This window comes from Nonomuraea roseola (genome assembly GCF_039535395.1).
In the GTDB taxonomy this organism is placed as follows: Bacteria; Actinomycetota; Actinomycetes; order Streptosporangiales; family Streptosporangiaceae; genus Nonomuraea; species Nonomuraea roseola.
Genome location: NZ_BAAAXC010000004.1, coordinates 172,023 through 191,612, shown reverse-complemented (window position 1 = coordinate 191,612; position 19,590 = coordinate 172,023). Strand labels below are relative to the sequence as shown.

21 protein-coding genes are annotated in these 19,590 nt (G+C 70.4%); 7 read left to right on the top strand and 14 right to left on the bottom strand.

Annotated elements, in window-relative coordinates; all coding sequences use genetic code 11:
- Positions 1-203: 203 nt before the first annotated feature.
- Positions 204-1,211 (bottom strand): LacI family DNA-binding transcriptional regulator, encoded by a 1,008-nt coding sequence (locus ABFX55_RS01670; RefSeq protein WP_346116888.1) that lies wholly within the window; start codon positions 1,209-1,211, stop codon positions 204-206.
- 101 nt (positions 1,212-1,312) lie between these two features.
- Between ABFX55_RS01670 and ABFX55_RS01665 the strand changes: the two genes are divergently transcribed.
- The 5 genes from ABFX55_RS01665 (at position 1,313) to ABFX55_RS01645 (ending at position 6,487) form a co-directional block, all read left to right on the top strand.
- Positions 1,313-2,560, top strand: coding sequence for an ABC transporter substrate-binding protein (locus ABFX55_RS01665; protein WP_346116886.1), 1,248 nt, complete (start codon positions 1,313-1,315; stop codon positions 2,558-2,560).
- Between the two features lie 9 nt (positions 2,561-2,569).
- Positions 2,570-3,439, top strand: coding sequence for a carbohydrate ABC transporter permease (locus ABFX55_RS01660; RefSeq protein ID WP_346116884.1), 870 nt, complete (start codon positions 2,570-2,572; stop codon positions 3,437-3,439).
- 81 nt (positions 3,440-3,520) lie between these two features.
- Entirely contained in the window at positions 3,521-4,288 is a 768-nt protein-coding gene (locus ABFX55_RS01655) for a carbohydrate ABC transporter permease (RefSeq protein WP_183646717.1), read from the top strand.
- Positions 4,281-6,161, top strand: coding sequence for a glycoside hydrolase family 127 protein (locus tag ABFX55_RS01650; RefSeq protein WP_346116881.1), 1,881 nt, complete (start codon positions 4,281-4,283; stop codon positions 6,159-6,161). The genes ABFX55_RS01655 and ABFX55_RS01650 overlap by 8 nt, the downstream gene beginning before the upstream one ends.
- A 47-nt stretch (positions 6,162-6,208) precedes the next feature.
- Entirely contained in the window at positions 6,209-6,487 is a 279-nt protein-coding gene (locus ABFX55_RS01645) for a DUF4031 domain-containing protein (protein WP_346116879.1), read from the top strand.
- 47 nt (positions 6,488-6,534) lie between these two features.
- On the opposite strand, the gene ABFX55_RS01640 is transcribed toward ABFX55_RS01645, so the two are convergent.
- Entirely contained in the window at positions 6,535-7,182 is a 648-nt protein-coding gene (locus ABFX55_RS01640) for a TetR/AcrR family transcriptional regulator (protein WP_346116878.1), read from the bottom strand.
- Between the two features lie 103 nt (positions 7,183-7,285).
- Between ABFX55_RS01640 and ABFX55_RS01635 the strand changes: the two genes are divergently transcribed.
- Entirely contained in the window at positions 7,286-8,119 is an 834-nt protein-coding gene (locus ABFX55_RS01635) for an alpha/beta hydrolase (RefSeq protein ID WP_346116876.1), read from the top strand.
- Positions 8,120-8,172: 53 nt separating this feature from the next.
- Here the strand turns inward: ABFX55_RS01635 and ABFX55_RS01630 are convergent, their stop codons facing one another.
- The 11 genes from ABFX55_RS01630 to ABFX55_RS01580 form a co-directional block, all read right to left on the bottom strand.
- On the bottom strand, positions 8,173-8,868 hold the full coding sequence (locus ABFX55_RS01630; RefSeq protein WP_346116874.1) for an HD domain-containing protein: 696 nt from the start codon (positions 8,866-8,868) through the stop codon (positions 8,173-8,175).
- A 49-nt stretch (positions 8,869-8,917) separates the two neighbouring features.
- Complete coding sequence (locus ABFX55_RS01625) at positions 8,918-9,538, bottom strand: alpha-ketoglutarate-dependent dioxygenase AlkB (protein ID WP_346116872.1); 621 nt, start codon at positions 9,536-9,538, stop codon at positions 8,918-8,920.
- Between the two features lie 18 nt (positions 9,539-9,556).
- A complete protein-coding gene (locus ABFX55_RS01620; RefSeq protein WP_346116870.1) occupies positions 9,557-9,892 on the bottom strand; it encodes a cupin domain-containing protein in 336 nt (111 codons plus the stop codon).
- Positions 9,892-11,283, bottom strand: coding sequence for an NAD(P)/FAD-dependent oxidoreductase (locus ABFX55_RS01615; RefSeq protein WP_346116868.1), 1,392 nt, complete (start codon positions 11,281-11,283; stop codon positions 9,892-9,894). Before ABFX55_RS01615 ends, ABFX55_RS01620 begins: the two co-directional genes overlap by 1 nt.
- Positions 11,280-12,362, bottom strand: coding sequence for an ABC transporter ATP-binding protein (locus ABFX55_RS01610; RefSeq protein WP_346116866.1), 1,083 nt, complete (start codon positions 12,360-12,362; stop codon positions 11,280-11,282). Before ABFX55_RS01610 ends, ABFX55_RS01615 begins: the two co-directional genes overlap by 4 nt.
- The gene (locus ABFX55_RS01605; protein ID WP_183646741.1) at positions 12,352-13,134 is read right to left on the bottom strand and encodes an ABC transporter permease; all 783 of its coding nucleotides are present in this window, start codon (positions 13,132-13,134) and stop codon (positions 12,352-12,354) included. The genes ABFX55_RS01610 and ABFX55_RS01605 overlap by 11 nt, the downstream gene beginning before the upstream one ends.
- Positions 13,131-13,958: an ABC transporter permease gene (locus tag ABFX55_RS01600; RefSeq protein WP_346116864.1), complete on the bottom strand. Its 828-nt coding sequence runs from the start codon at positions 13,956-13,958 to the stop codon at positions 13,131-13,133. The genes ABFX55_RS01605 and ABFX55_RS01600 overlap by 4 nt, the downstream gene beginning before the upstream one ends.
- Positions 13,959-13,965: 7 nt before the next feature.
- Positions 13,966-15,084, bottom strand: coding sequence for an ABC transporter substrate-binding protein (locus tag ABFX55_RS01595; RefSeq protein ID WP_346116862.1), 1,119 nt, complete (start codon positions 15,082-15,084; stop codon positions 13,966-13,968).
- Positions 15,085-15,118: 34 nt separating this feature from the next.
- A complete protein-coding gene (locus tag ABFX55_RS01590; protein WP_346116860.1) occupies positions 15,119-15,676 on the bottom strand; it encodes a helix-turn-helix domain-containing protein in 558 nt (185 codons plus the stop codon).
- A gap of 229 nt (positions 15,677-15,905) precedes the next feature.
- Positions 15,906-16,838 (bottom strand): D-2-hydroxyacid dehydrogenase, encoded by a 933-nt coding sequence (locus tag ABFX55_RS01585; protein ID WP_346116858.1) that lies wholly within the window; start codon positions 16,836-16,838, stop codon positions 15,906-15,908.
- 26 nt (positions 16,839-16,864) lie between these two features.
- Positions 16,865-17,050, bottom strand: coding sequence for a hypothetical protein (locus ABFX55_RS01580; protein ID WP_183646764.1), 186 nt, complete (start codon positions 17,048-17,050; stop codon positions 16,865-16,867).
- 142 nt (positions 17,051-17,192) lie between these two features.
- Here ABFX55_RS01580 and ABFX55_RS01575 point away from each other — a divergent pair, with 142 nt between their 5' ends.
- Positions 17,193-17,612: a hypothetical protein gene (locus ABFX55_RS01575; RefSeq protein WP_346116856.1), complete on the top strand. Its 420-nt coding sequence runs from the start codon at positions 17,193-17,195 to the stop codon at positions 17,610-17,612.
- A gap of 286 nt (positions 17,613-17,898) precedes the next feature.
- Here ABFX55_RS01575 and ABFX55_RS01570 read toward each other — a convergent pair whose 3' ends face one another.
- Positions 17,899-19,446, bottom strand: a complete 1,548-nt coding sequence (locus tag ABFX55_RS01570; RefSeq protein ID WP_346116854.1) for an alpha/beta hydrolase — start codon at positions 19,444-19,446, stop codon at positions 17,899-17,901.
- Positions 19,447-19,590 lie beyond the last annotated feature (144 nt).

The window sequence follows — 19,590 nt, the reverse complement described above, 5'->3', positions numbered from 1 at the left end:
TGGTGGCCCGCCCAGGACGGCCCCCGGCGCCGCCGTCAGAGCGTGGAACCACAGGGTGGAGGTGACTGCCGCGAGGAAGGGAACACCGGTCAGACGCCATGCGGCCGAGCGCGGAAGCGGCGGGGCCGCGGAACGGCACCGACCCTCCCCGCGCCTCCACGCTTCGCGGAGGAACGATCAGGAGAACCGGAAGGCGGGAGCTGTCACGACCGGCCCGTGGAGTCTCGGATGACCAGGTCGCACGGCATCCGGTGGACGCCGGGCGTGGCCCTGCCGTCGATGGCGGCGAACAGGTGCTGGGCCGCGGTTCTGCCGAGCATCTCGAGGTTCATGTCCACCGTGGTCAGCGCGGGTCGCGTCTCGGTCGACAGCACCTCCCAGTTGTCGTAGCCCACCACCGCGAGGTCGTCAGGCACCCGCCGTCCGCGCTCGCGGGCGATCTCCACGAAACCCGCCGCGATCTGGTCGCTTCCGCAGAACACCGCGTCGATCTCAGGCTCGGCCATCAGCAGCATCTCGGCGGCATGCCGCCCCCACCGTTGCGACCATGGCCCGCACAGCGTCTGTCCCGTCTGCGCCACCCCCGCCTCCGCCAGCGCCAGGCGGAGCCCCTCCTCGCGGTCCCTCGCGGCCTTGTAGTGCGCGGGGCCCGTGACGTGCGCGACGCGCCGCCGTCCCATGGCCAGCAGATGACGTACCGCCGTGGCCGCCCCACCGACGTCGTCGGGCACGAAGGAGACGTCGGCGGGATCCTCCGAGGGGCCGTAGGCGTAGACCACCGGCACCGGGACGTCGCTGCTCACCGACGGCCGGGGATCGGTGCTCTCGCCGACCACGATCAGCCCGTCGATCCTGCGCGAGAGCAGCGCCCTCAGATGGTGCTGCTCCCTGATGGCGTCGCCCCTGGCGTCACAGAGCAGCACCGCCATCTCGCCCGCGCCGAAGGCGTCCTCGGCGCCGAGAAGCACGGGGATGCCGAACCTGCCCGCGCTGTCGGAGGTGAGCAGCCCCACGGTGCGGGTCTGGCCGGACAGCAGCCCTCTGGCCAGTTCGTTGGGCTGGAAGGCGAGCTCCCGCGCGGCATCCAGGACCCTCTGGCGGGTGGAGTCGCGCACGTCCTGCCGTCCGTTGAGCGCCTTGGAGGCCGTCGCGATCGAGACGCCCGCCAGGGCGGCCACGTCGGTAATGGTCGGCCGAAATCCTTTTCGCACACCAGAGACAGTACATGCCATTGACACCGCCCAGTGTTTCTCTTACGTTTCCGAAAACCTTTTAGTTCGCTGCGGGGGACGGTTTCAGAGGAGAGACAGCCATGAGACGTGTGGTGACCGGAATCGCGCTCGCTGCATTGTTAACGCTAACAGCATGCGGCGGCGGCGAACCGCCGCAGGAGGGCGCCGTCACGATCACGATGTGGACCAGGGCCGCGACCCAGGCGCAGAGCGAGCGCCTGGTGAAGGCCTACAACGCCGGCCACAAGAACCAGGTGAAGCTGACCGTCATCCCGACCGACAACTACCAGCCACGGATCGCGGCGGCGGCCGGGGCCAAGCAGCTTCCCGACGTCTTCGCCGCCGACGTGATCTTCGTTCCGAACTACACCTCGCAGGGCCTCTTCCTGGACATCACCGACCGGATCAACGCCCTGCCGTACAAGGCGGGACTGGCGCCGAGCCACATGAAGCTGGGCACCATGGACGGACGCCAGTACACGCTCCCCCACACCCTCGACCTGTCGGTCTGGTTCTGGAACAAGGACCTGTACGCCAAGGCCGGGCTCGACCCGGAGAAGGGTCCGAAGACGCTGAAGGAGTTCGCCGAGCACGCCACGGCCGTCCAGGACAAGCTCGGCGGGGACGGCAAGGTCCACGGCAGCTTCTTCGGCGGCAACTGCGGCGGCTGCTACGTCTTCACCTTCTGGCCCTCGGTCTGGGCGGCCGGAGCGCAGGTCATGAACGCCGAGGGCACCGCCTCCCTCAACGACCAGGCGGCGATGAGCGAGGTCTTCGCCATCTGGCGCGGGCTCTACGACAAGGGCGTGACGGGGCCGACGGCCAAGGAGGAGCAGGGACCGACCTGGACCGGCTACTTCGCCAAGGGCGAGATCGGCGTCATGCCGATGCCCTCGACCACGCTCGGCCTGATGCCCGCCGACCTGAAGATCGGGGTCGCCCCGATCGCGGGCCCCTCAGGGGGCGAGTCGACGTTCGTCGGCGGGGACTCGGTCGGGATCTCCTCCACCACCGAGCACGCCGACGCGGCATGGGAGTTCCTGTCGTGGACCGTCTCGGACGAGGCGCAGGTCGAGGTCATGGCCAAGAACAAGGACGTGCTGGCCAGGACCGACCTGGCCGCCAACGCACACTCCGCCAAGGACCCCAGGGTGGTCCTGATCAACTCGCTGGTCGCCAAGGGGCAGACGCCGTACGCGCCGCGTTTCGGCCAGACGTTCAACGACCCGCAGGGCCCGTGGCTGCGGCTGGCCCGTGAGGCGATGTTCGGCGACACCACCAAGGTGGCGCGGCTCAACGCCGAGGTCACCGCCTCGTTGCAGCAGTAGGAGAGACCCGTGCGACTGACCGCCGCCCGCTCCAGGCGGGCGATGGGCTGGGTCTACGCCGCGCCGACCGCCCTGATCGTCGGCGTGCTGTTCCTCGCCCCGCTGGTGCTGGTGGTGTGGATGTCACTGCACCGCTGGCCGCTGCTCGGCAGCGCCGCGTTCAACGCCCCTGCCAACTACCTCAAGATCGCCGACAATCCGCTCTTCCTCGACGCGGTGCTCTTCACGCTGAAGTACACCGCGATCACCACGGTCCTGCTCTCGCTGGTCGCCCTCGGCCTGGCCCTGCTGGTGCAGGAGCGCAGGCCGGGGATCGCCTTCTTCAGGACCGCGTTCTTCCTGCCGGGGGCGGTGGGCTTCGCGGCCGCCGCGCTGCTGTTCTACGGCCTGCTGAACAACGACTTCGGACCCATCGACCCTCTCCTGCGGGCCGTCGGCCTCATCGACGAGCCGGTCAAGTGGATCGGCACCCCCGACATGGCGCTGTTCTCGACGATCGCGCTCGTGGTGTGGCGGTTCGCGGGGTTCAACATGCTCATCCTGCTGACGGGGCTCCAGGCGATCCCCGTCGAGGTCTACGAGGCGGCCAGGAGCGACGGCGCCGGGCGCTGGCAGATCTTCACCAGGATCACCCTGCCGCTGCTGCGCCCGACGCTGGCGTTGATGCTGATCCTCAGCGTCACGGGCTCGCTGCTGGCCTTCGACCAGTTCTTCGTCTTCACCAACGGCGGCCCCGACAACAGCACCGTCTCGATGGTCATGGTCGTCTACCGGGAGGCGTTCTTCCGCTTCGACCTCGGCGGCGCAGCGGCGCTGTCGGTGGTGCTGCTGGTGGCGCTGGTCGGCCTGAACGCGCTGATGATGCGAAGACTGCGATGAGGAGAGAACCCGACGCAGCGAGCGGAGCGGTCCGCGAGGGACGAGCGGCCCGCGCAGAGAGTGAGGAGAGGTGAACGACCAATGACGCGGCGTTACACCACCCTGTCGGCCCTGGCCGTGCTGTTCCTCTTCCCGCTGGTGTGGAGCGGCTGGGCCTCCTTCGAAGACCCGTCGAACTACCTGGAGATGGCCCGTTTCGGCGAGGGCGTCGGCACCTACGCCACCAACAGCGTGCTGGTCTCGGCCATGACGGTGGCGGGCACGCTCGTCGTCGCGGCCCTCGGCGGCTACGCGTTCGCCCGGTTCGACTTCCCCGGCAAGAACCTGCTGTTCCTGGCCACGCTGGCGATCCTCATGGTTCCCTACGCCACCATCCTGATCCCGCTGTACGTCCTGCTCGGCTACCTCGGCCTGCAGAACTCCCTGGTCGGGCTCTCGCTGGTGTTCGTGATGTTCCAGCTGCCCTTCGCCCTGTTCATGATGCGCAACGCCTTCGAGGCGGTGCCGCGTGAGCTGGAGGAGGCGGCGATGGTCGACGGCTGCGGCACCTTCCTGGCCTTCCTGCGCGTCCTGCTGCCCGCCGTACGGCCGGCGCTGGTCACGGTCGGCCTGTTCGCCTTCCTCGCCTCGTGGAACGACTTCTTCGCGCCGCTCATCCTGCTCAACGACGGCGCGTCCTTCACCCTGCCGGTCGCCGTGGTCAGCATGACGCAGCAGACCTTCGGCGCCATCGACTACGGCGTGTTGCAGGCGGGCGTCATGGTCATGGCGCTGCCCTGCCTGATCCTCTTCGTCCTCCTCCAGCGCCACTACGTGCGCGGATTCATGTCAGGAGCTCTGCGTGGCTAACCCCGTCCTGCCCTCCTCCGGCGCGCTGTCTCCCCTCGGACTCGACGCCGTCAGGCTCGCGCCCGGTTTCTGGGGCGACCGCGTGGCGCTGAACAGAGAGGTCACGATCGCGCACGCCCATGAGTGGATGGAGCGCGAAGGCTGGATCGGCAACTTCCGCGGCGAGCTGCCCAGGCGCGGCAGGGAGTTCAGCGACTCGGAGATCTACAAGCTGCTCGAGGCGATGGCCTGGGCCGATCATCCGGATTTCGCCGAGCTCGCGCTCACCGTGGTCAAGGCGCAGGAGGGCGACGGCTACCTCAACACCAGGTGGAGCGGCAGCCGCTACACCGACTTCGAGTGGGGCCACGAGCTCTACTGCTACGGCCACCTGATCCAGGCGGGGGTGGCCAGGCTGCGCACGCACGGCCAGGACGCCTTCACCGAGGCCGTGCGCAAGGCCGCCGACCACGTCTGCCGCCGCTTCATGGACGGCACGGAGACCTGCGGGCATCCCGAGCTGGAGATGGCCATGGTCGAGCTCTACCGGGCGACCGGGGTCGAGCGCTATCTGGAGCTGGCCCGCCGCCTGCTGGAGCGGCGCGGTCTGCCCGCGCTCGGCCCGATCCACCTGGGCGCCGCCTACTTCCAGGACGACCTTCCCGTACGGCAGGCGACGACCCTTCGCGGGCATGCCGTACGGGCGCTCTACCTGGCCTGCGGCGCGGTCGACGTCGCGGTGGAGACCGGCGACGACCAGCTGCTGGAGGCGGTGCGGTCGCAATGGGAGCGGGCGGTGGCACGCCGTACCCATCTGACGGGCGGGATGGGTTCGCGCCACGCGGACGAGGGGTTCGGCGAGGACTTCGAGCTGCCGCCCGACCGCGCCTACGCCGAGACCTGCGCGGGGATCGCCTCGATCATGCTGTCGCACCGGCTGCTGCTGGCCACGGGCGAGGTGGCCTACGCCGACCTGGCCGAGCGGACCCTGTTCAACGTCTTGGCGACGGGGGTGGCGCTGGACGGGCGGTCGTTCTTCTACTCCAACCCGCTGCAGGTGCGGGTGCCTGCCGAGCCGTCCGACGGGATCAACCTGGGACACAGCGGCGGGCTGCGCTCGCCGTGGTTCGCGGTGTCGTGCTGCCCGAGCAACATCGCCCGTACCTTCGCCTCTCTGGGCTCCTACCTCGCCGCCGCCGACCCGTCCGGGCTGCGGATCCACCACCACACTCCGGCGGTGATCGAGGGCGCGGGCCTGCGCGTGGCGGTCGAGACCGGCTACCCCTGGTCCGGCGGGGTGGCGGTGCGGATGCTGGCCGACGGGCGCGGGCGGCTCTCCCTGCGGGTGCCGGCGTGGGCGGAGGGGGCGACTGTCGGGTACGGCCCCGCTCAGGCGGGCGACCTCGCGCGGAGGGAGGCCCCCTTCCCGGCAGGCGCCCGCGATGAGGCGGCCGCGCGGACGCGGATCGTCAGGGACGCGACGCCGGGGTACGCGGTCGTCGAGGGCGAGTGGCGGGCAGGCGACGTCGTCACGCTCGACCTGCCGATGGCCCCCCGATGGACCTTCCCCGACCGCAGGGTGGACGCGCTGCGCGGCACCGCCGCCGTGGAGCGGGGCCCGCTGGTCTACTGCGCCGAGTCCGTCGCCGACGAGCCGCCGCTGGCCGACCTCTCGGCCCGCCTCGCTCCCCCGGTCGAGCACGCCGGCCCTTCGGGCGTGGTCGAGCTGGAGGTCGAGGCCGTGCTCGGGGAGCGGGTGAGCGCGGGCTGGCCCTACAGCTCGCGGCCTGCGCAGCCCGCGACCACCGGTACGAGCCTGCGGCTGGTGCCGTACCACCGGTGGGGCAACGCGGGCCCCGCCACCATGCGCGTCTGGCTGCCCACCGCCGGCTAGAGGGGGCCCGGGTCCTCCCGGTCGCGGATGGTTCTACGCTGGACGCCGTGAGCGTGCTGATCGATCCGCCCAACTGGCCTGGGCCCAGGGGCCTGCTGTGGTCCCATCTGGTCAGCGACACCTCCCTCGAGGAGCTGCACGCGTTCGCGGCCCTGCTCGGGGTGCCGGAGAGGGCCTTCGACAGGGACCACTACGACGTGCCCGAGACCGTCCACCAGCGCGCCGTCGCCCTGGGCGCCGAGCCGGTCAGCTCGCGCGAGCTGCTGTCCCGCCTGATCGCGGCCGGTCTGCGCCGCCGCAGGCGTCGCGAACCCGCCTCCGACTGACGCCAGGCCTCCGAGGAGGCGCGGTCAGAGGTGGTGCAGCCGTCACCTCAGCCTGGCGGACGGGGCTGGTGACGGTTGAGAAAGGTGTCCACTCCGTCGGCGATGAGACGGTCGGTGAGATCCTGGCCAAGGGTGGCGCCGATGGAGCTCACGATCAGATGGGGATAGACGGTCAGGCCGAAGAACTGGATGACGGCGACCTCCATGTCGGCGATGGCCAACTGGCCGCGTGCGCACAGGTCACCGAAGACCTCGCCGAGAGCGGCGGCGGACCGGCCCGGCCCGCGCTGCTGGTAGGACTGGCCGAGCTCGGGGAAGCGGCGCAGTTCGCTCGTGACGAGGTTGCGCAGCGCCAGCCTCGAAGGATCGGTGGCCGCGTCCACCATGGCGCGCGCGGTGCGCGTGAGGGCCTCCCGCACGTCCCCGGTGTCGACGAGATGGGCGCGGACCTCGGCCAGCGTCGCGTGCGCCTCGTCCATGGCCTGCCCGATGACCTCCGTGAACAGCTCTTCCTTGCTGCGGAAGTGGTTGTAGACGGTCACCTTGGACACGCCCGCGGCGGCGGCGATCACGTCCATGTTGGTGTCGAACCCGTCACGGACGAACATGTCGCGGGCGGCGGCCACGATGGCCTGCCTGTTGCGTTCGGCGCGCTTGCCCGACGGGGCGGGCGATCTGCTGGTGTCTCTGGCCACGGCCGCCATCCTACCCGGAACTTAACTCTTGAGTACAGGCCAACTGTGCTGTACCGTACAGTTAAGTTAGTAGGAGCTGGCAACGCCTTGACCGGAGGACCCGATGATCTCCCCCTCGACCGTCACCACCCCTGGACGGCATCTGCGAGTGCCCGGAGCCCGCCTGCACTACGAGGTGCGCGGCCAGGGCCCCCTCGTGGCGCTCGTCGGCGCGCCGATGGACGCCACGTCTTTCGCGCCGTTGGCCGAGCTGCTCGCCACCGACCACACCGTGCTCACCACTGATCCTCGCGGCATCAACCGCAGCCTGCTCGACGATCCGAGCCAGGACTCCACACCGGAGCTGCGTGCCGACGACCTGTCCCGCCTGCTGGCCCACCTGGACGCCGGTCCTGCCGTCGTCTTCGGTTCCAGCGGGGGCGCCGTCACCGCGCTGGCGCTCGCCCAGAGCCGTCCTGACCAGGTCCGCACCGTCATCGCCCACGAGCCGCCGGTGGTCGAGCTGCTCGACGACCGCGACGTGATCCACGCCCAGACCGACGACGTCATCGCCACCTATCTGTCCGGCGACGTCGTCGGGGCCTGGACGAAGTTCATGGCCCATGCCGACATCGACCTGCCCGAGGGCGCGATCGAGCACATGTTCGGCGGGGAGCGCGACCCCCAGCAGGTCGCGGACGAGCGTCGCTGGTTCGCGCACGAGCTGCGCGCGACCACCCACTGGCGGCCCGACCTGGACGCGCTGCGCGCGACCACGACCCGCATCGTGGTCGGCATCGGAGAGGACTCGGCCGGGCAGGAGTGCGACCGCACCTCCAGGGCGCTGGCCTCGGCACTCGGCATCGAGCCCGTGATGTTCCCCGGCGACCACACCGGTTTCGCGGACGGCCCCGAGCCCTTCCTCCCCCCGCTGCGCGCGGTCCTGCGCACGAGCTGAACGGCGACCGGCGCGCCGTCGCCCCGGACGCCAAGCCGGTCAGCTGACGCGAGCTAGTGTCCCCTCTGATCGCGCCCGGTCCTGGCCGCCGCGGGCGACGTGAAGCCACCCCCGACGGCTCCCGCGCCATCGAGGAGGCGCAGTTCGGCGGTCACGTTGGCCCTGGCTCGCGCCTCCCACAGGTCGTGGGCCCGTGCGGTCCGATAGAGGCGGGGCGCGCCGAGCAGGCGTCGCAGCACCTGCGCCCTGCCCGCCCTGAAGAGCTCGTCGGGAACGTGGCGATACTCCTCGCGCACCGCCCGCGCGTAGGCGTCGTAGTGCTCCCCCGCCAGCACCGCCAGGTCGGCGTCGCACAGGACGGCCCCGTTGGCGTCACCCGCCCTCGCGGGGTCGTAGCCGGGGTCGTGGGTGGCCGTGAGGCGCACGAGCCTGGCCACCTCGGCGACCCTGCCCTCCGTCATCCCGCACCTCGGCAGCAGGGCCTGGGCGAGCTGGGCGCTGCGTTCCTCGTCCCATGCCGGCCTGCCGTCGTAGATCGCGTCGTGGAACCAGGCGGCCAGCCGTACGGCGTCGGCGTCGTCGGCGACCGGCGCCAGCGGCTCGATCGCGGCCAGGACGGCTCGCAGGTGGTCAAGGGTGTGGTAGCGGCGGTGCGGTTCGGACCAGCGGGCGACCAGCTCGGCGCCCACAGCCGTCGCCGCCCTCGACCGCCCGGCCAGCGCCGTCCATCCTTCGAGGAGAGTCTCCACCCCTGGAGCCTACTGACCACGCCCCGCCACGGGGAAAGGGGCGAAGGGGTCAGCGCACGCCGCGCGGGCGGTACTGGATGCTGATCCTGGGCCCCACCGGCTTGGCCGTCTTGGGAATGGCGTGCTCCCACGTGCGCTGGCAGCTGCCGCCCATCACGATGAGGTCGCCGTGGCCGAGGTCGTGGCGCACCGTCGCGCCGCCGCCCCCGCGAGGGCGCAGGAGCAGGGCGCGGGGCGCGCCGACCGAGACGATGGCGACCATCGTGTCCTCGGTGCTGCCGCGCCCGATCGTGTCGCCGTGCCAGGCGACGCTGTCGCGCCCGTCGCGGTAGAAGCACAGCCCTGCCGTGGCGAACGGCTCGCCGAGCTCGGCGCCGTAGTGGGCGTCGAGCGCCGCCCGCGCCTCCTCCAGCACCGGATCGGGCAGTGCCTGCCCCTCCTCGTAGAAGGCGAGCAGCCGCGGCACGTCGACGACCTTGTCGTACATGTGCCGCCGCTCGGCCCGCCACCGCACGCCGGTGACGAGCCGTTCGAGCAGGGCGTCGGCCCCGCCGATCCAGCCCGGCCTGACATCGATCCAGGCGCCGCGGCCGAGCTGGACGCGCTTAACCGTGAGGGGCCCCGGCCCCTCCTCGGCGCCCAGGTCGAGCAGTGAACCCTGGAACAGCATGCGTCCAGGATAAATGAACTAATGTTCGATTGTCACATAGATCTTGCGCAGCTTCTCGTGCACCACCCACGTGCCCTGCCAGCCGTCCGGCAGCACCACGGTCGATCCGGGGCCCAGCTCGGTCACCTGCCCGTCCGCGGTGGTGAGGGTGGCGCTGCCGCTCAGGATCTGGCAGATCTCGTGGAAACCGTCGCGTACGGCGGTGAAGTTGCCGGGTTCGCACTCCCACACGCCCGTCTCCGCGCCGCCCTCGCGCCACAGTTCGAGCGTCGACTCGCGCTGCCCCGTGAGGCTGGTGGGCTTGGCCACGGCGGGCGGCATCGCCACGGTGTAGGCGTCGTCCAGGTACGTCATCAGCGACCCGCGATCAGGTTGGCCAGCCGGGCGTAGCCCGAGGTGGAGGTTCCTCTGTCGTTCTCCCGCCGGTCGGCGGCCCTGAACAGGGTGTAGATGAGCTGGACTCCCGCGTAGCGCAGCGGCTCGGGCTCCCACTGACGCACCTGACGGCCCACCCACGGCAGCCCCGTGAGCTCGGTGTCGCGCCGCAGCACCAGGTCGCGCAGCGTGCGCCCGGCCAGGTTGGTGGTGGTCACGCCGCTGCCGACGTAGCCGCCGGCCCAGCCGAGCCCGGTGGAATGGTCCAGGTGGACCGTCGAGCACCAGTCGCGCGGCACGCCGAGCACGCCGCACCAGGAGTGCTGGATGCGGGCGTCGGCGGCGGCGGGGAAGAGCTTGACCAGCATCCGCCACAGCGACTCGACGGTCCACTTCTGCGTGGCGCCGCGGTCGTCGGTGCGCGAGCCGTAGCGGTACGGCACGCCGCGCCCGCCGATGGCGATGCGGTCGTCGGAGGTGCGCTGGGCGTAGATGTAGGCGTGCGCCTCGTCGCCGAGCAGCTCGCGCCCCTCCCAGCCCAGGTGCTTCCACACGTCGGCGGGCAGCGGCTCGGTGACGATCATCGAGCTGTTCATCGGCAGCCACTGGCGGCGCTGCCCCTCGATGCCCGCGGTGAAGCCCTCGGTGGCCCTGATGATGTACTCGGCCCTGACCACACCCCTGTCGGTGATCGCCTCGCGCGGCTTGATCTGGGTGACGGTGGTGCCCTCGAAGATGTCGACGCCGAGCCCGGCGACGACCCCGGCCAGCCCGACGGCCAGCTTGGCCGGCTGGATCCTGGCGCAGTGGGGGCTGTAGGTGGCGTCGAGCGCTCCCGCGACGCGCAGCCGCTCCTCGCGCTCGTCGCGTTCGAGCAGGCGCAGGTCCTGCTCGCCGTAGCCCCACGCGCGCAGCTCGTCGAGCTCCTCGTGCAGGCGGCGGCGCTGGGCCGGGTTGGTGGCGGTGTGGATGAGACCGCCCTTGTGGATGTCGGCGTCGATGCCCTCGGCGTCGGCGACGCGGATGACCTCGTCGACGGAGGCGAACATCGCGTGCTGCAGGTCGATCATCGACTGGCGGCCGCGCGCCTTGGCGTGCCGTTCGCGTGAGCCGGCGAACTCGGCCGACAGCCAGCCGCCGTTGCGTCCTGAGGCGCCGAACCCGGCGAACTCCTTCTCCAGGATGGCGATCCGAAGGTCGGGCTGCTCCTTCTTCAGGTAATAGGCGGTCCAGAGGCCGGTGTAGCCGCCGCCGACGATCGCCACGTCGTAGTCGCGCGAGCCGGGCAGCGCCGCCCTGCGCTCGGGGATGCCGATCTGGCGGTACCAGAAGGAGACTCCTCCGTTGGCGAAGTCCTTGGTGAGGTTCACGTGAGCACAGCCTCCGCGTCGCTTTCGTCGGATAGGAGGACGGAGTCGGCGACGCGCCAGGTCAGCGTCACCTCGTCGCCCACGCGAGCCTCGCTCAGGCCGCCGGCCTGCTCGCGGGCCAGGGCGGGCGAGCCGTCCGGCAGTTTCAGCTCCAGCTTGCGGCTGGAGCCCAGGTAGATCTCGCCGGTGACCGTGGCGGGCAGGGCGTTCCAGCCGGACTCGGCCTCGTGCCCCTGCTTGCGCACGGCCAGCCGCTCGGGCCGCACGACGAGCGCGCCGTCCCTGCCCTCGATCGAGCCTGGCACCCGCAGCAGCCGGGCGCAGGCGCCGAGGCCCTGGCCGTCGACGGGGCCGCGCAGGACGGTCGACTCGCCGAGGAACTTGGCCACGAACAGCGTCCTGGGCCGCTCGTAGAGCTCGGCTGCGGGACCGACCTGCTCGATGCGGCCCTTGTTGAACACCGCGATCCTGTCGGAGAGCACCAACGCCTCGTCCTGGTCGTGGGTGACGTAGACGAAGGTGGTGCCGAGCTCGGCGTGGATGCGCTTGATCTCCAGCTGGAGCCAGTCGCGCAGCTTCTTGTCCAGGGCGCCGAGCGGCTCGTCCATCAGCAGGACGCGCGGGTTGTAGACGATCGCGCGGGCGACCGCGACGCGCTGCTGCTGGCCTCCTGACAGCTCGCGCGGGTAGCGGTGACCGAAGTCGCCGAGATGGACGGTCTCCATCGCCGCCGCCACCAGCTCGGCGCGCCTGGCCTTCGGCACCTTGCGCTGCTTGAGCGGGTAGGCGATGTTCTCGGCGACCGTCATGTGCGGGAACAGGGCGTAGTGCTGGAAGACCATGCCCATGTCGCGCTTGTGCGCAGGGGTGGCGCCGATGGAGGCGCCGTCGACGGTCAGCTCGCCGCTGGTCTGCCTGACGAACCCGGCGATGATGTTGAGTGTCGTGGTCTTGCCCGAGCCGCTCGGCCCGAGCAGGGTCATGAACTCGCCGGGCTCGATCGCCAGCGACACGTCGTCGACGGCGACGAAGTCGGCGTAGGTCTTGGTGAGGCCGGTGAGCTGGATGCTACTTGGCACGGGTCCTCCTGGCGACGAAGAAGGTGGCGACCAGGACGAGCGTCGTGGTGAGCACGATGATCATCGTGGCCGCTGCGGCGATGGTGGGATCGGTCTCGCGGGTGACGCTGGCGTACATCTTCACCGGCAGCGTCTGCAGGTAGGGGCTCTGGATGAACAGCGAGACGACCACCTCGTCGAAGCTGGTCACGAAGGCGAACAGGGCGCCCGAGGCGACGCCGGGGGCCACCAGCGGCAGCGTCACGCTGCGGAAGGCGGTCCACCTGCTCGCCCCGAGGCTGGCCGCGGCGTCCTCGAGCCGCCTGTCGAAGCCGCGCAGCGACGCCGTGACCGGGATGATCACGAACGGCAGGGCGAGCACGGTGTGCGCCATGACGAACCCGGCCAGCGTGCCGACGAGCTGGAGCTTGAGGAAGACCGCGTAGGTGCCGATGGCGAGCACGACACCCGGCACGATCATCGGCGCCAGCATGGAGCCCTGTGCCAGCGCCAGGCCCCTGATCTTCGCCCTGGTCAGCCCGAGCGCCGCGGCCGTCCCGAGGACGGTGGCCACGACCGTGACCAGCAGCGCCACCTGCACCGAGGTGCCGAGCGCCGACATCCAGGCGGGGTCGCCGAAGAAGTTGGCATACCACCGGGTGGAGTAGCCGTCGGGAGGGAACTTCAGCGACGGCTTGTCGGTGAAGCTCAGCGGCACGACGATCAGCGCCGGCGCGACCAGCCACACCCCGATCAGGGTGCAGAAGGCCCAGAGCAGGCCGCGGGCCCTCATCCGGTCACCTTCCTTCCCGTACGGCGCAGCGTCACGGCCAGCAGCGCGATCATGGCGAGTGTCAGGCCCAGCAGGACCACGCCCATCGCCCCTCCCCTGCCCCACTTGAGCAGGCCGTTCACCTGCGTGAAGATCTGCTGGGAGATCAGCGCGTCGGTCGGCGAACCCAGCAGCGCGGGGGTGACGTAGAAGCCGAGCGCGCTGATGAACACCGTCAGGCAGCCCGCCGAGACGCCTGGCAGCGACTGCGGCACGTACACCTGCAGGAACGCCTTGACCGGGTGCGCGCCCAGACTGGTCGCGGCCGGCAGCAGCCGCCTGTCGATGCCGCTCATCACCGCGTACAGCGGAAGCACCATGAACGGCATCAGCAACTGCACCATGCCGATGACCACGCCGGTCTGGGTGCGGATGAGGCTGAAGGGCCCCATCCCGATCGCGCCCAGCGCCTTGTTGATCACGCCGGTGTCCTGCAGGAGGATCACCCAGGCGAAGGTGCGCACCATGAGGCTGGTCCAGAACGGCACCAGCACCAGCAGGGTGAGGACCGCCTTGGCCCTGGGCCCCGCGATGGTCATCGCGTAGGCGTAGGGGTAGGACAGCGCCAGCGCGACCAGCGTCACCCAGAAGGCGGTGCTGAACGTGCGGCCGAGCACCTGCATGTTGGCCTGTTCGCCGAAGAACCAGGCGAAGTTGCCCAGCCCTGGCTCCGGGTCGGTGAACGCGCTGACCAGCATGGACAGCAGGGGGTAGAGGAAGAAGACGCCGAGCGCGATCAGCGCGGGCAGGATCAGGAGCGCGGGCCCCGCCGTTCTCTCTTTCACGGCGTGCTCAGCCTCCGAGCCAGGCGGACCACTTCTCGATCATCTCCGGCTGGTTCTCCGCCCACCACTTGTCGTCCACCGTGAGCCGCTTGTCGGCGACCTCTGGGCGGGTGGTCAGGAAGGAGGTGCCGAGCTCGTCGAGCTTGGGCTTGGCGTCGGTGTTGATGGGCGAGTAGGAGGTCAGCTCGGTGAGCTTGGCCTGCTGCTGGGCGCCCAGGTAGTAGTTGATCATCGCCATGGCGGCCTTGGGGTTCTTGGCGTTCTTCGGCACGGTCAGCGAGTCCATGACGGGCATCCACTGGTTCCACTGGACGTCGAACTTGCCGCCGTTCTTGATACCGGCGTAGGCGCGGCCGCTCCACATCATGACCATGTCCACCTCGCCGGACTCCAGCAGTTGCTGGGACTCTGCGCCGGTCTTCCAGAAGACCAGGTTGGCGCGGACGGTGTCGAGCTTCTTGGTCGCCCTGGGGACGTCGAGCGGGTAGAGCTTGTCGGGGGCGACGCCGTCGGCGACCAGCGCGGCCTCGAACGGGCCTGGCGCCGAGTCACCGGGGTTGCCGGGGATGGCGCGCTTGCCGGGGAACTTCGCGGTGTCGAAGAAGTCGGCCCAGCCCTGCGGCGGGTTGGCGCCGAACTTGTCCTTGTTGTAGGCGAGGACCATGCCGTACTGCATCGCGGGGACGCTGCACTCGGTGGCCAGGCCCTCGGGGACCTTCGTCTTGTCGATGATCTTGTAGTCGAGCGGCTGGAGGAGCTTGCCGCACTGCGCCGCGGCCCAGATGGAGTCGGTGTCCACGACGTCCCACGTGACGTTGGCGGAGTCGACCTGGGCCTTGACCTTCGCGTAGTCGGTGGGGCCGTCCTGCAGCACCTGGGCGCCCGACTCCTTCGCGAAGGGGTCGATCGCCGCGTCCTGCTGGCCCTTCTGGTAGACGCCTCCGTAGGAGACGAAGGTCATGTTGACGCCCTTCAGGGCGTCCTTCTTCACGACTCCGGACTTGGCGGGGCCGGAGCCGAGGTCGATGTCCGCGGGCGCCGCGGCGCCACCGCCGCAGGCCGCGGCGAGCAGCAGGGAGGCGGAGGCTACGGCCGTACCGGCCAGTCGCTTGGTTTTGTAGAGCATGATCTGCCCCCTCTGTAATGGAGAAAACGGGGTGTCAGTCAGGGGTTGGCGGGCTGATGATCCAAAGGACCTCCGCGTCGTCGTCTCCGTCGTTGACGACGCGGTGCGGGACGGAGGTGCGGTACTCGACGCTGTCGCCGGGCTCCAGCCGGCGCGGGATCGCCTCGCCGAGGTGGACGGTGACCGTGCCGCGCAGCACGAGCAGGATTTCCTGGGAGTCGCCGTGGGTGTACTGGTCGTCCCCTGTGGAGGCTCCGGGCTCGAACTCGCCGCTGTACACCTCCAGGTTCTGGAGCGGCCGTTGCGAGATCAGGTACTTGCGAGAGCCGCGCCCGGCGTGCAGTTCGGGGCGCTCCGCCCTGCGAACGAGGCGGTGTCCTGTCGCCAGCTCCTCGTTGAACAGGTCGGCGACCGTGATGCCGAGCGCCACGGCGATCCGCCGCAGCATTCCGACACTCGCGCTGGTCTGCCCGCGCTCCAGCTGGCTGATGAAGCTGGCGCTCGCCTGTGCATGGGCCGCCAGACCCCTGACAGTCATCTGGCGCATGGTCCTGTAGGCACGGATCCGATCGCCCAAAGGCTCAGATGCCATCGAACGTCTCGATTCTCTGCACTGAACAAGTTGTTAAGTAGCAATGAAGGGACCGTACAAACGCATCAACCGCCCCGACAAGGGGGCGGTTGATTACGAATCGGTCAAATGTGATGACGATCACGTCGGAGAACGTATCAGGGAAGCCGCTCCAGGATGATGCGCCGCCCCAGCTTCAGGCCGGCGATCAGCTCCAGCAGCCGCTCCGCTCCCGGGCGCAGCCCCGGCGCTAGAAGCCCCTTGACCACTCGACGATGTTGCGCAGCGGCCGCCCCGACGTGAACCTGCGCCAGTTGTCCTCGAAGACCTCGAGGATCTGGCCGGACTCCTGGTCGGAGCCGCCCGCCGTGTGCTGGGTCAGCAGCGTGCGCGGACAGCTCCACAGCGGGTGGTCGGGGGGTAGCGGCTCGGTCGCGGTGACGTCGAGCACCGCCCCGCCGAGCCGTCGCTCCCGCAGCGCGGCCACCAACGCGTCCTCGTCGACCAGGGAACCGCGGCCGGCGTTGACGAAGATCGCCCCGCGCGGCAGGAGGGCCAGCCGCGCGGCGTCGACCAGCCCGGCGGTCTCCTCCGTGCCCGGCAGCAGCCCCACGAGCACGTCGGTCGCGGGCAGCAGGGCGTCGAGCTCGCCTGGCGTCATCCTGCGCGAGTAGAGCGTGACCTCACATCCGAACGGCGCGAGCAGCTCGGCCAGCCGCCTCGCGATCGTGCCCGCGCCGAGGATGACCACCGAAGCGCCGGTGAGCAGCCGCAGCCCCGGCCGCAGCGGGGTGGTCGACCACTGGTGCCGCTCCCCCAGCCTGGACAGCTCGTCCACGCCCCGGTAGAGGGCGAGGATTCCGGCCAGGCAGGTCTGCGCGACGGGGTCGGCGAAGGTGCCCGTCAGGTTCGTCACGGTGATCCGCCGCCCGAGCTCGGCCCAGTCGAGCCCCACGTACCTGTCGATCCCCATGGACGGCAGCTGCAGCCATCTGAGGCTCGCCGCCTGCTTCAGCCATTCGGGCGGGCAGTTGCCGACGGCGACCTCCGCACGCGCGAACGCCTCGAAATCCCGGTCGGTGTGCTCCTTCGGCTGGGCGAACCACACGGGGACCTCACCGGCGAGCGAGCGGACTCTGTCCTTCTCCGCCGCGGTGAGCGCCAGCTCCACATACAGACTCATGGTTCCAGTGTGACCAGCCTTCGCCGTCAGAGCGCCGCCGTGGCGGTGACCAGGCCGGCGGGCGCGGCCATCTCCCTGAGCTGGTCGGCGAAGGCCAGCGCCTGCTCAGGCGTCATGCGCGGCTCGGTGCCCGTGTAGAACACCACGATGTCGCCCGAGGGCGAGCGCACGGGGGTGAAGGGAAGAAGAGGGGAGATCGCCATAGTGAGCATGATTCTTCCCTAAGGCACCGACATTTTCCCGGCCATTTCCGGCCCTCCCACCGGCGCTCACATCCGGCTCCAAGCCGGACGCAAGCGCGCGGGGATACCTCTGAAGGGTCGACAACCGTTCTTCCAGCTTGGAGAGACCCTCGTGCGCATCGGTGCCCGCGTCCTGATCGGCATGACCGCCGCCACCACGCTCGCCCTGTCCTGCTCGCCCGCCGCCTCCGCCGAACCCGTCACCGTGTGGAAGTGGGGCGCCGTCCACTCCACCGACGGGTGGGCCACGGCGTGGGGCAAGGTCTCGGTCGGCCAGTCGGGGCTGGTCGTGTCGGGCAACCTCGACGACTCCTACGGCAAGGGCTGCTCGTGGGCGCTCATCCGCTACCAGAACGCCGGCAACGGCCGCTGGCGGACGCACGGCGTCTACAACTGCGTCACGGGCACGGGCACCTTCCGCAAGGACGTGGGGGGCGTGCTGCAGATCAGGGTGAAGGTCTGCCGCGGCACGGCCAAGCGCCCTGTCGGCAAGTGCTCGCGCTGGAAGACCGTCTACACCCAGGGCGGCTGATCTCGCCGGCCGTAGGGGCCCGGCTCCTTCGAGGCCACTGCGCGGCGGTCCCTTCCGGGCGCTTCGGGGCGAGGTGGCGCTGGTCACCGGCGCCTCCGTGCTCGTTGACGGCGGCATGCCGGCCCTGGGAGCCACCCGCCCCTGCGCCTCACTCCGCGCGGCCATGGGACCTTTCAGGGTCCGATCCGCGACAGCCGCCCCGCGCTTCGTCTCGCGGGCCGGCTGCTGCGGCTTCGGCTGGGCGCCTACGGAGGCTCACGCGAGGGCAGGTGGCCCCGCGCCGCCGTCAGGCAGGGCAGGAGGCGCCGGAGTCCGACATCTTGCCCTCCAGCAGGTAGGCGTTAACAGCCCCCGCCACGCAGCGGCTGCCCGACAGGTAGGAGCCGTGGCCCTCACCCTCGTACGTCAGCAGCGTGGCGGTCTTGAGCTGCTCGGTCAGCTTCGGGCCCCACTGGTACGGCGTGGCGGGGTCGCCCTTGCCCGCCACGACCATGATCGGCCCCGACCCCGTCGCGTCGACCTTCCTGGCCTCGTCGCTGCCGGGCACCGGCCAGACCGAGCACATGGAGCCCGCCCCGGCGTTGCCGAACAGCGGCGAGATCTTCAGCGCCGCCTCCTCGGTGCGGAGAAGCTCCTCCTCGCTGGGCCGCTCGGCGCTGTCGACGCACGTGATGGCGGGGAAGCTGGACATCTCGGTGGAGTAGCTGCCGTCGGGCTTGCGCCCTGTGTAGGTGTCGGCCAGGTAAAGCAGCGCACCCCCGTCGCCCGCCAGCGCCGAGGCCACCGCGTTCTCGAGGAAGGGCCAGGTCAGCTTGGAGTAGAGCGCGGCGGCGACCGCGGTGCTGGCCAGGCCCTGGGTCAGCAGCCGGTCGCCGACCTGCAGCGGGGCGGAGACCGACCGCTCCATGAGGCGGTCGATCTTGCTGTTGGCCGTCGCGGTGTCGGGGCCGAGCTCACAGCCCTCGGCGACACACTGCTTGAGGAAGCTCTCGTAGGCCTGCTGGAAGCCCTTGGTCTGCGCCATCGTGCGCTGGTAGAACGTGACGCTGGGGTCCAGCGGGGCGTCGAGGACGGTGCGGCCCACGTTCTTCGGGAACTTGGTGGCGTAGACGGCGCCGAGCTGCGTGCCGTACGACATGCCGAAGAAGTTGAGCTTGGCGTCGCCGAGCGCGACGCGCATCCTGTCGAGGTCCTGGGCGGCGTTCACGGTGCCGACGTACGGCAGGACCTCCCCTGAGTCCTTCTCGCACAGCTGGGCGAACTCCCGCGTGGCCGCCTCGTTCCTGGTCCTGGTCTCGGCGTTGGCAGGAAGGGTGTTGAGCGAGACGTAGGAGTCCATCTGGGGGCCGGTGCCGCAGGTGACGCCGCGGCTGCGCTGCACGCCGCGCGGGTCGAAGCTCACCAGGTCGTAACGCGCGCCGAGCGTGCGGAACGCCTTGGCCGCCTGCGCCATCGTGTCGACGCCCGACGCGCCCGGCCCGCCGAAGTTGAACACCAGCGAGCCGATGCGCTGGCCGGGGCCTGTCGCGGGAATCCTGATCAGCGCCAGGTCGAGCGTCTCGCCGTCCGGCTTGCCGTAGTCGAGCGGCACGGCCAGCTTCCCGCACTGCATGGTGGCGGCCGGCGTGGCGGGCGAGTCACCGCCCGGCCTGCTCAGATCCGTGCAGGCGCCCCAGGCGATCTTCCCTGCCTGGGCCGCGCCGGGTTCAGAGCCCGATGCGGAGGCCGAACCGCTGGGCGTGGCCCCCGCGGAGGTGCCCGCGGAGGTGCCGCAGGCGACGAGCGAGATGGACAGCCCTGCCGTCACGGTGACCGTGGTGAGAGTCCAGCGCATGAAAAATATCCCCCGATATCGAGTAGCGACAAAATCCTGTCACAATCCCGGGCGAGGAACACGCCGCCCCGCGCGCGTCCTCATCGGCAGATGCTCCCCTTGACCGGGAATTTTCGCCGTCGAACCGCAGCGCCTCCCACGCTA

Coding starts and splice junctions, on each gene's coding strand:
- ABFX55_RS01665 (WP_346116886.1), top strand. CDS start 1,313: ATGAGACGTGTGGTGACCGGAATCGCGCTCGCTGCATTGTTAACGCTA.
- ABFX55_RS01655 (WP_183646717.1), top strand. CDS start 3,521: ATGACGCGGCGTTACACCACCCTGTCGGCCCTGGCCGTGCTGTTCCTC.
- ABFX55_RS01635 (WP_346116876.1), top strand. CDS start 7,286: ATGATCTCCCCCTCGACCGTCACCACCCCTGGACGGCATCTGCGAGTG.
- ABFX55_RS01625 (WP_346116872.1), bottom strand. CDS start 9,538: ATGCTGTTCCAGGGTTCACTGCTCGACCTGGGCGCCGAGGAGGGGCCG.
- ABFX55_RS01620 (WP_346116870.1), bottom strand. CDS start 9,892: ATGACGTACCTGGACGACGCCTACACCGTGGCGATGCCGCCCGCCGTG.
- ABFX55_RS01605 (WP_183646741.1), bottom strand. CDS start 13,134: ATGAGGGCCCGCGGCCTGCTCTGGGCCTTCTGCACCCTGATCGGGGTG.
- ABFX55_RS01595 (WP_346116862.1), bottom strand. CDS start 15,084: ATGCTCTACAAAACCAAGCGACTGGCCGGTACGGCCGTAGCCTCCGCC.
- ABFX55_RS01590 (WP_346116860.1), bottom strand. CDS start 15,676: ATGGCATCTGAGCCTTTGGGCGATCGGATCCGTGCCTACAGGACCATG.
- ABFX55_RS01585 (WP_346116858.1), bottom strand. CDS start 16,838: ATGAGTCTGTATGTGGAGCTGGCGCTCACCGCGGCGGAGAAGGACAGA.
- ABFX55_RS01580 (WP_183646764.1), bottom strand. CDS start 17,050: ATGCTCACTATGGCGATCTCCCCTCTTCTTCCCTTCACCCCCGTGCGC.
- ABFX55_RS01570 (WP_346116854.1), bottom strand. CDS start 19,446: ATGCGCTGGACTCTCACCACGGTCACCGTGACGGCAGGGCTGTCCATC.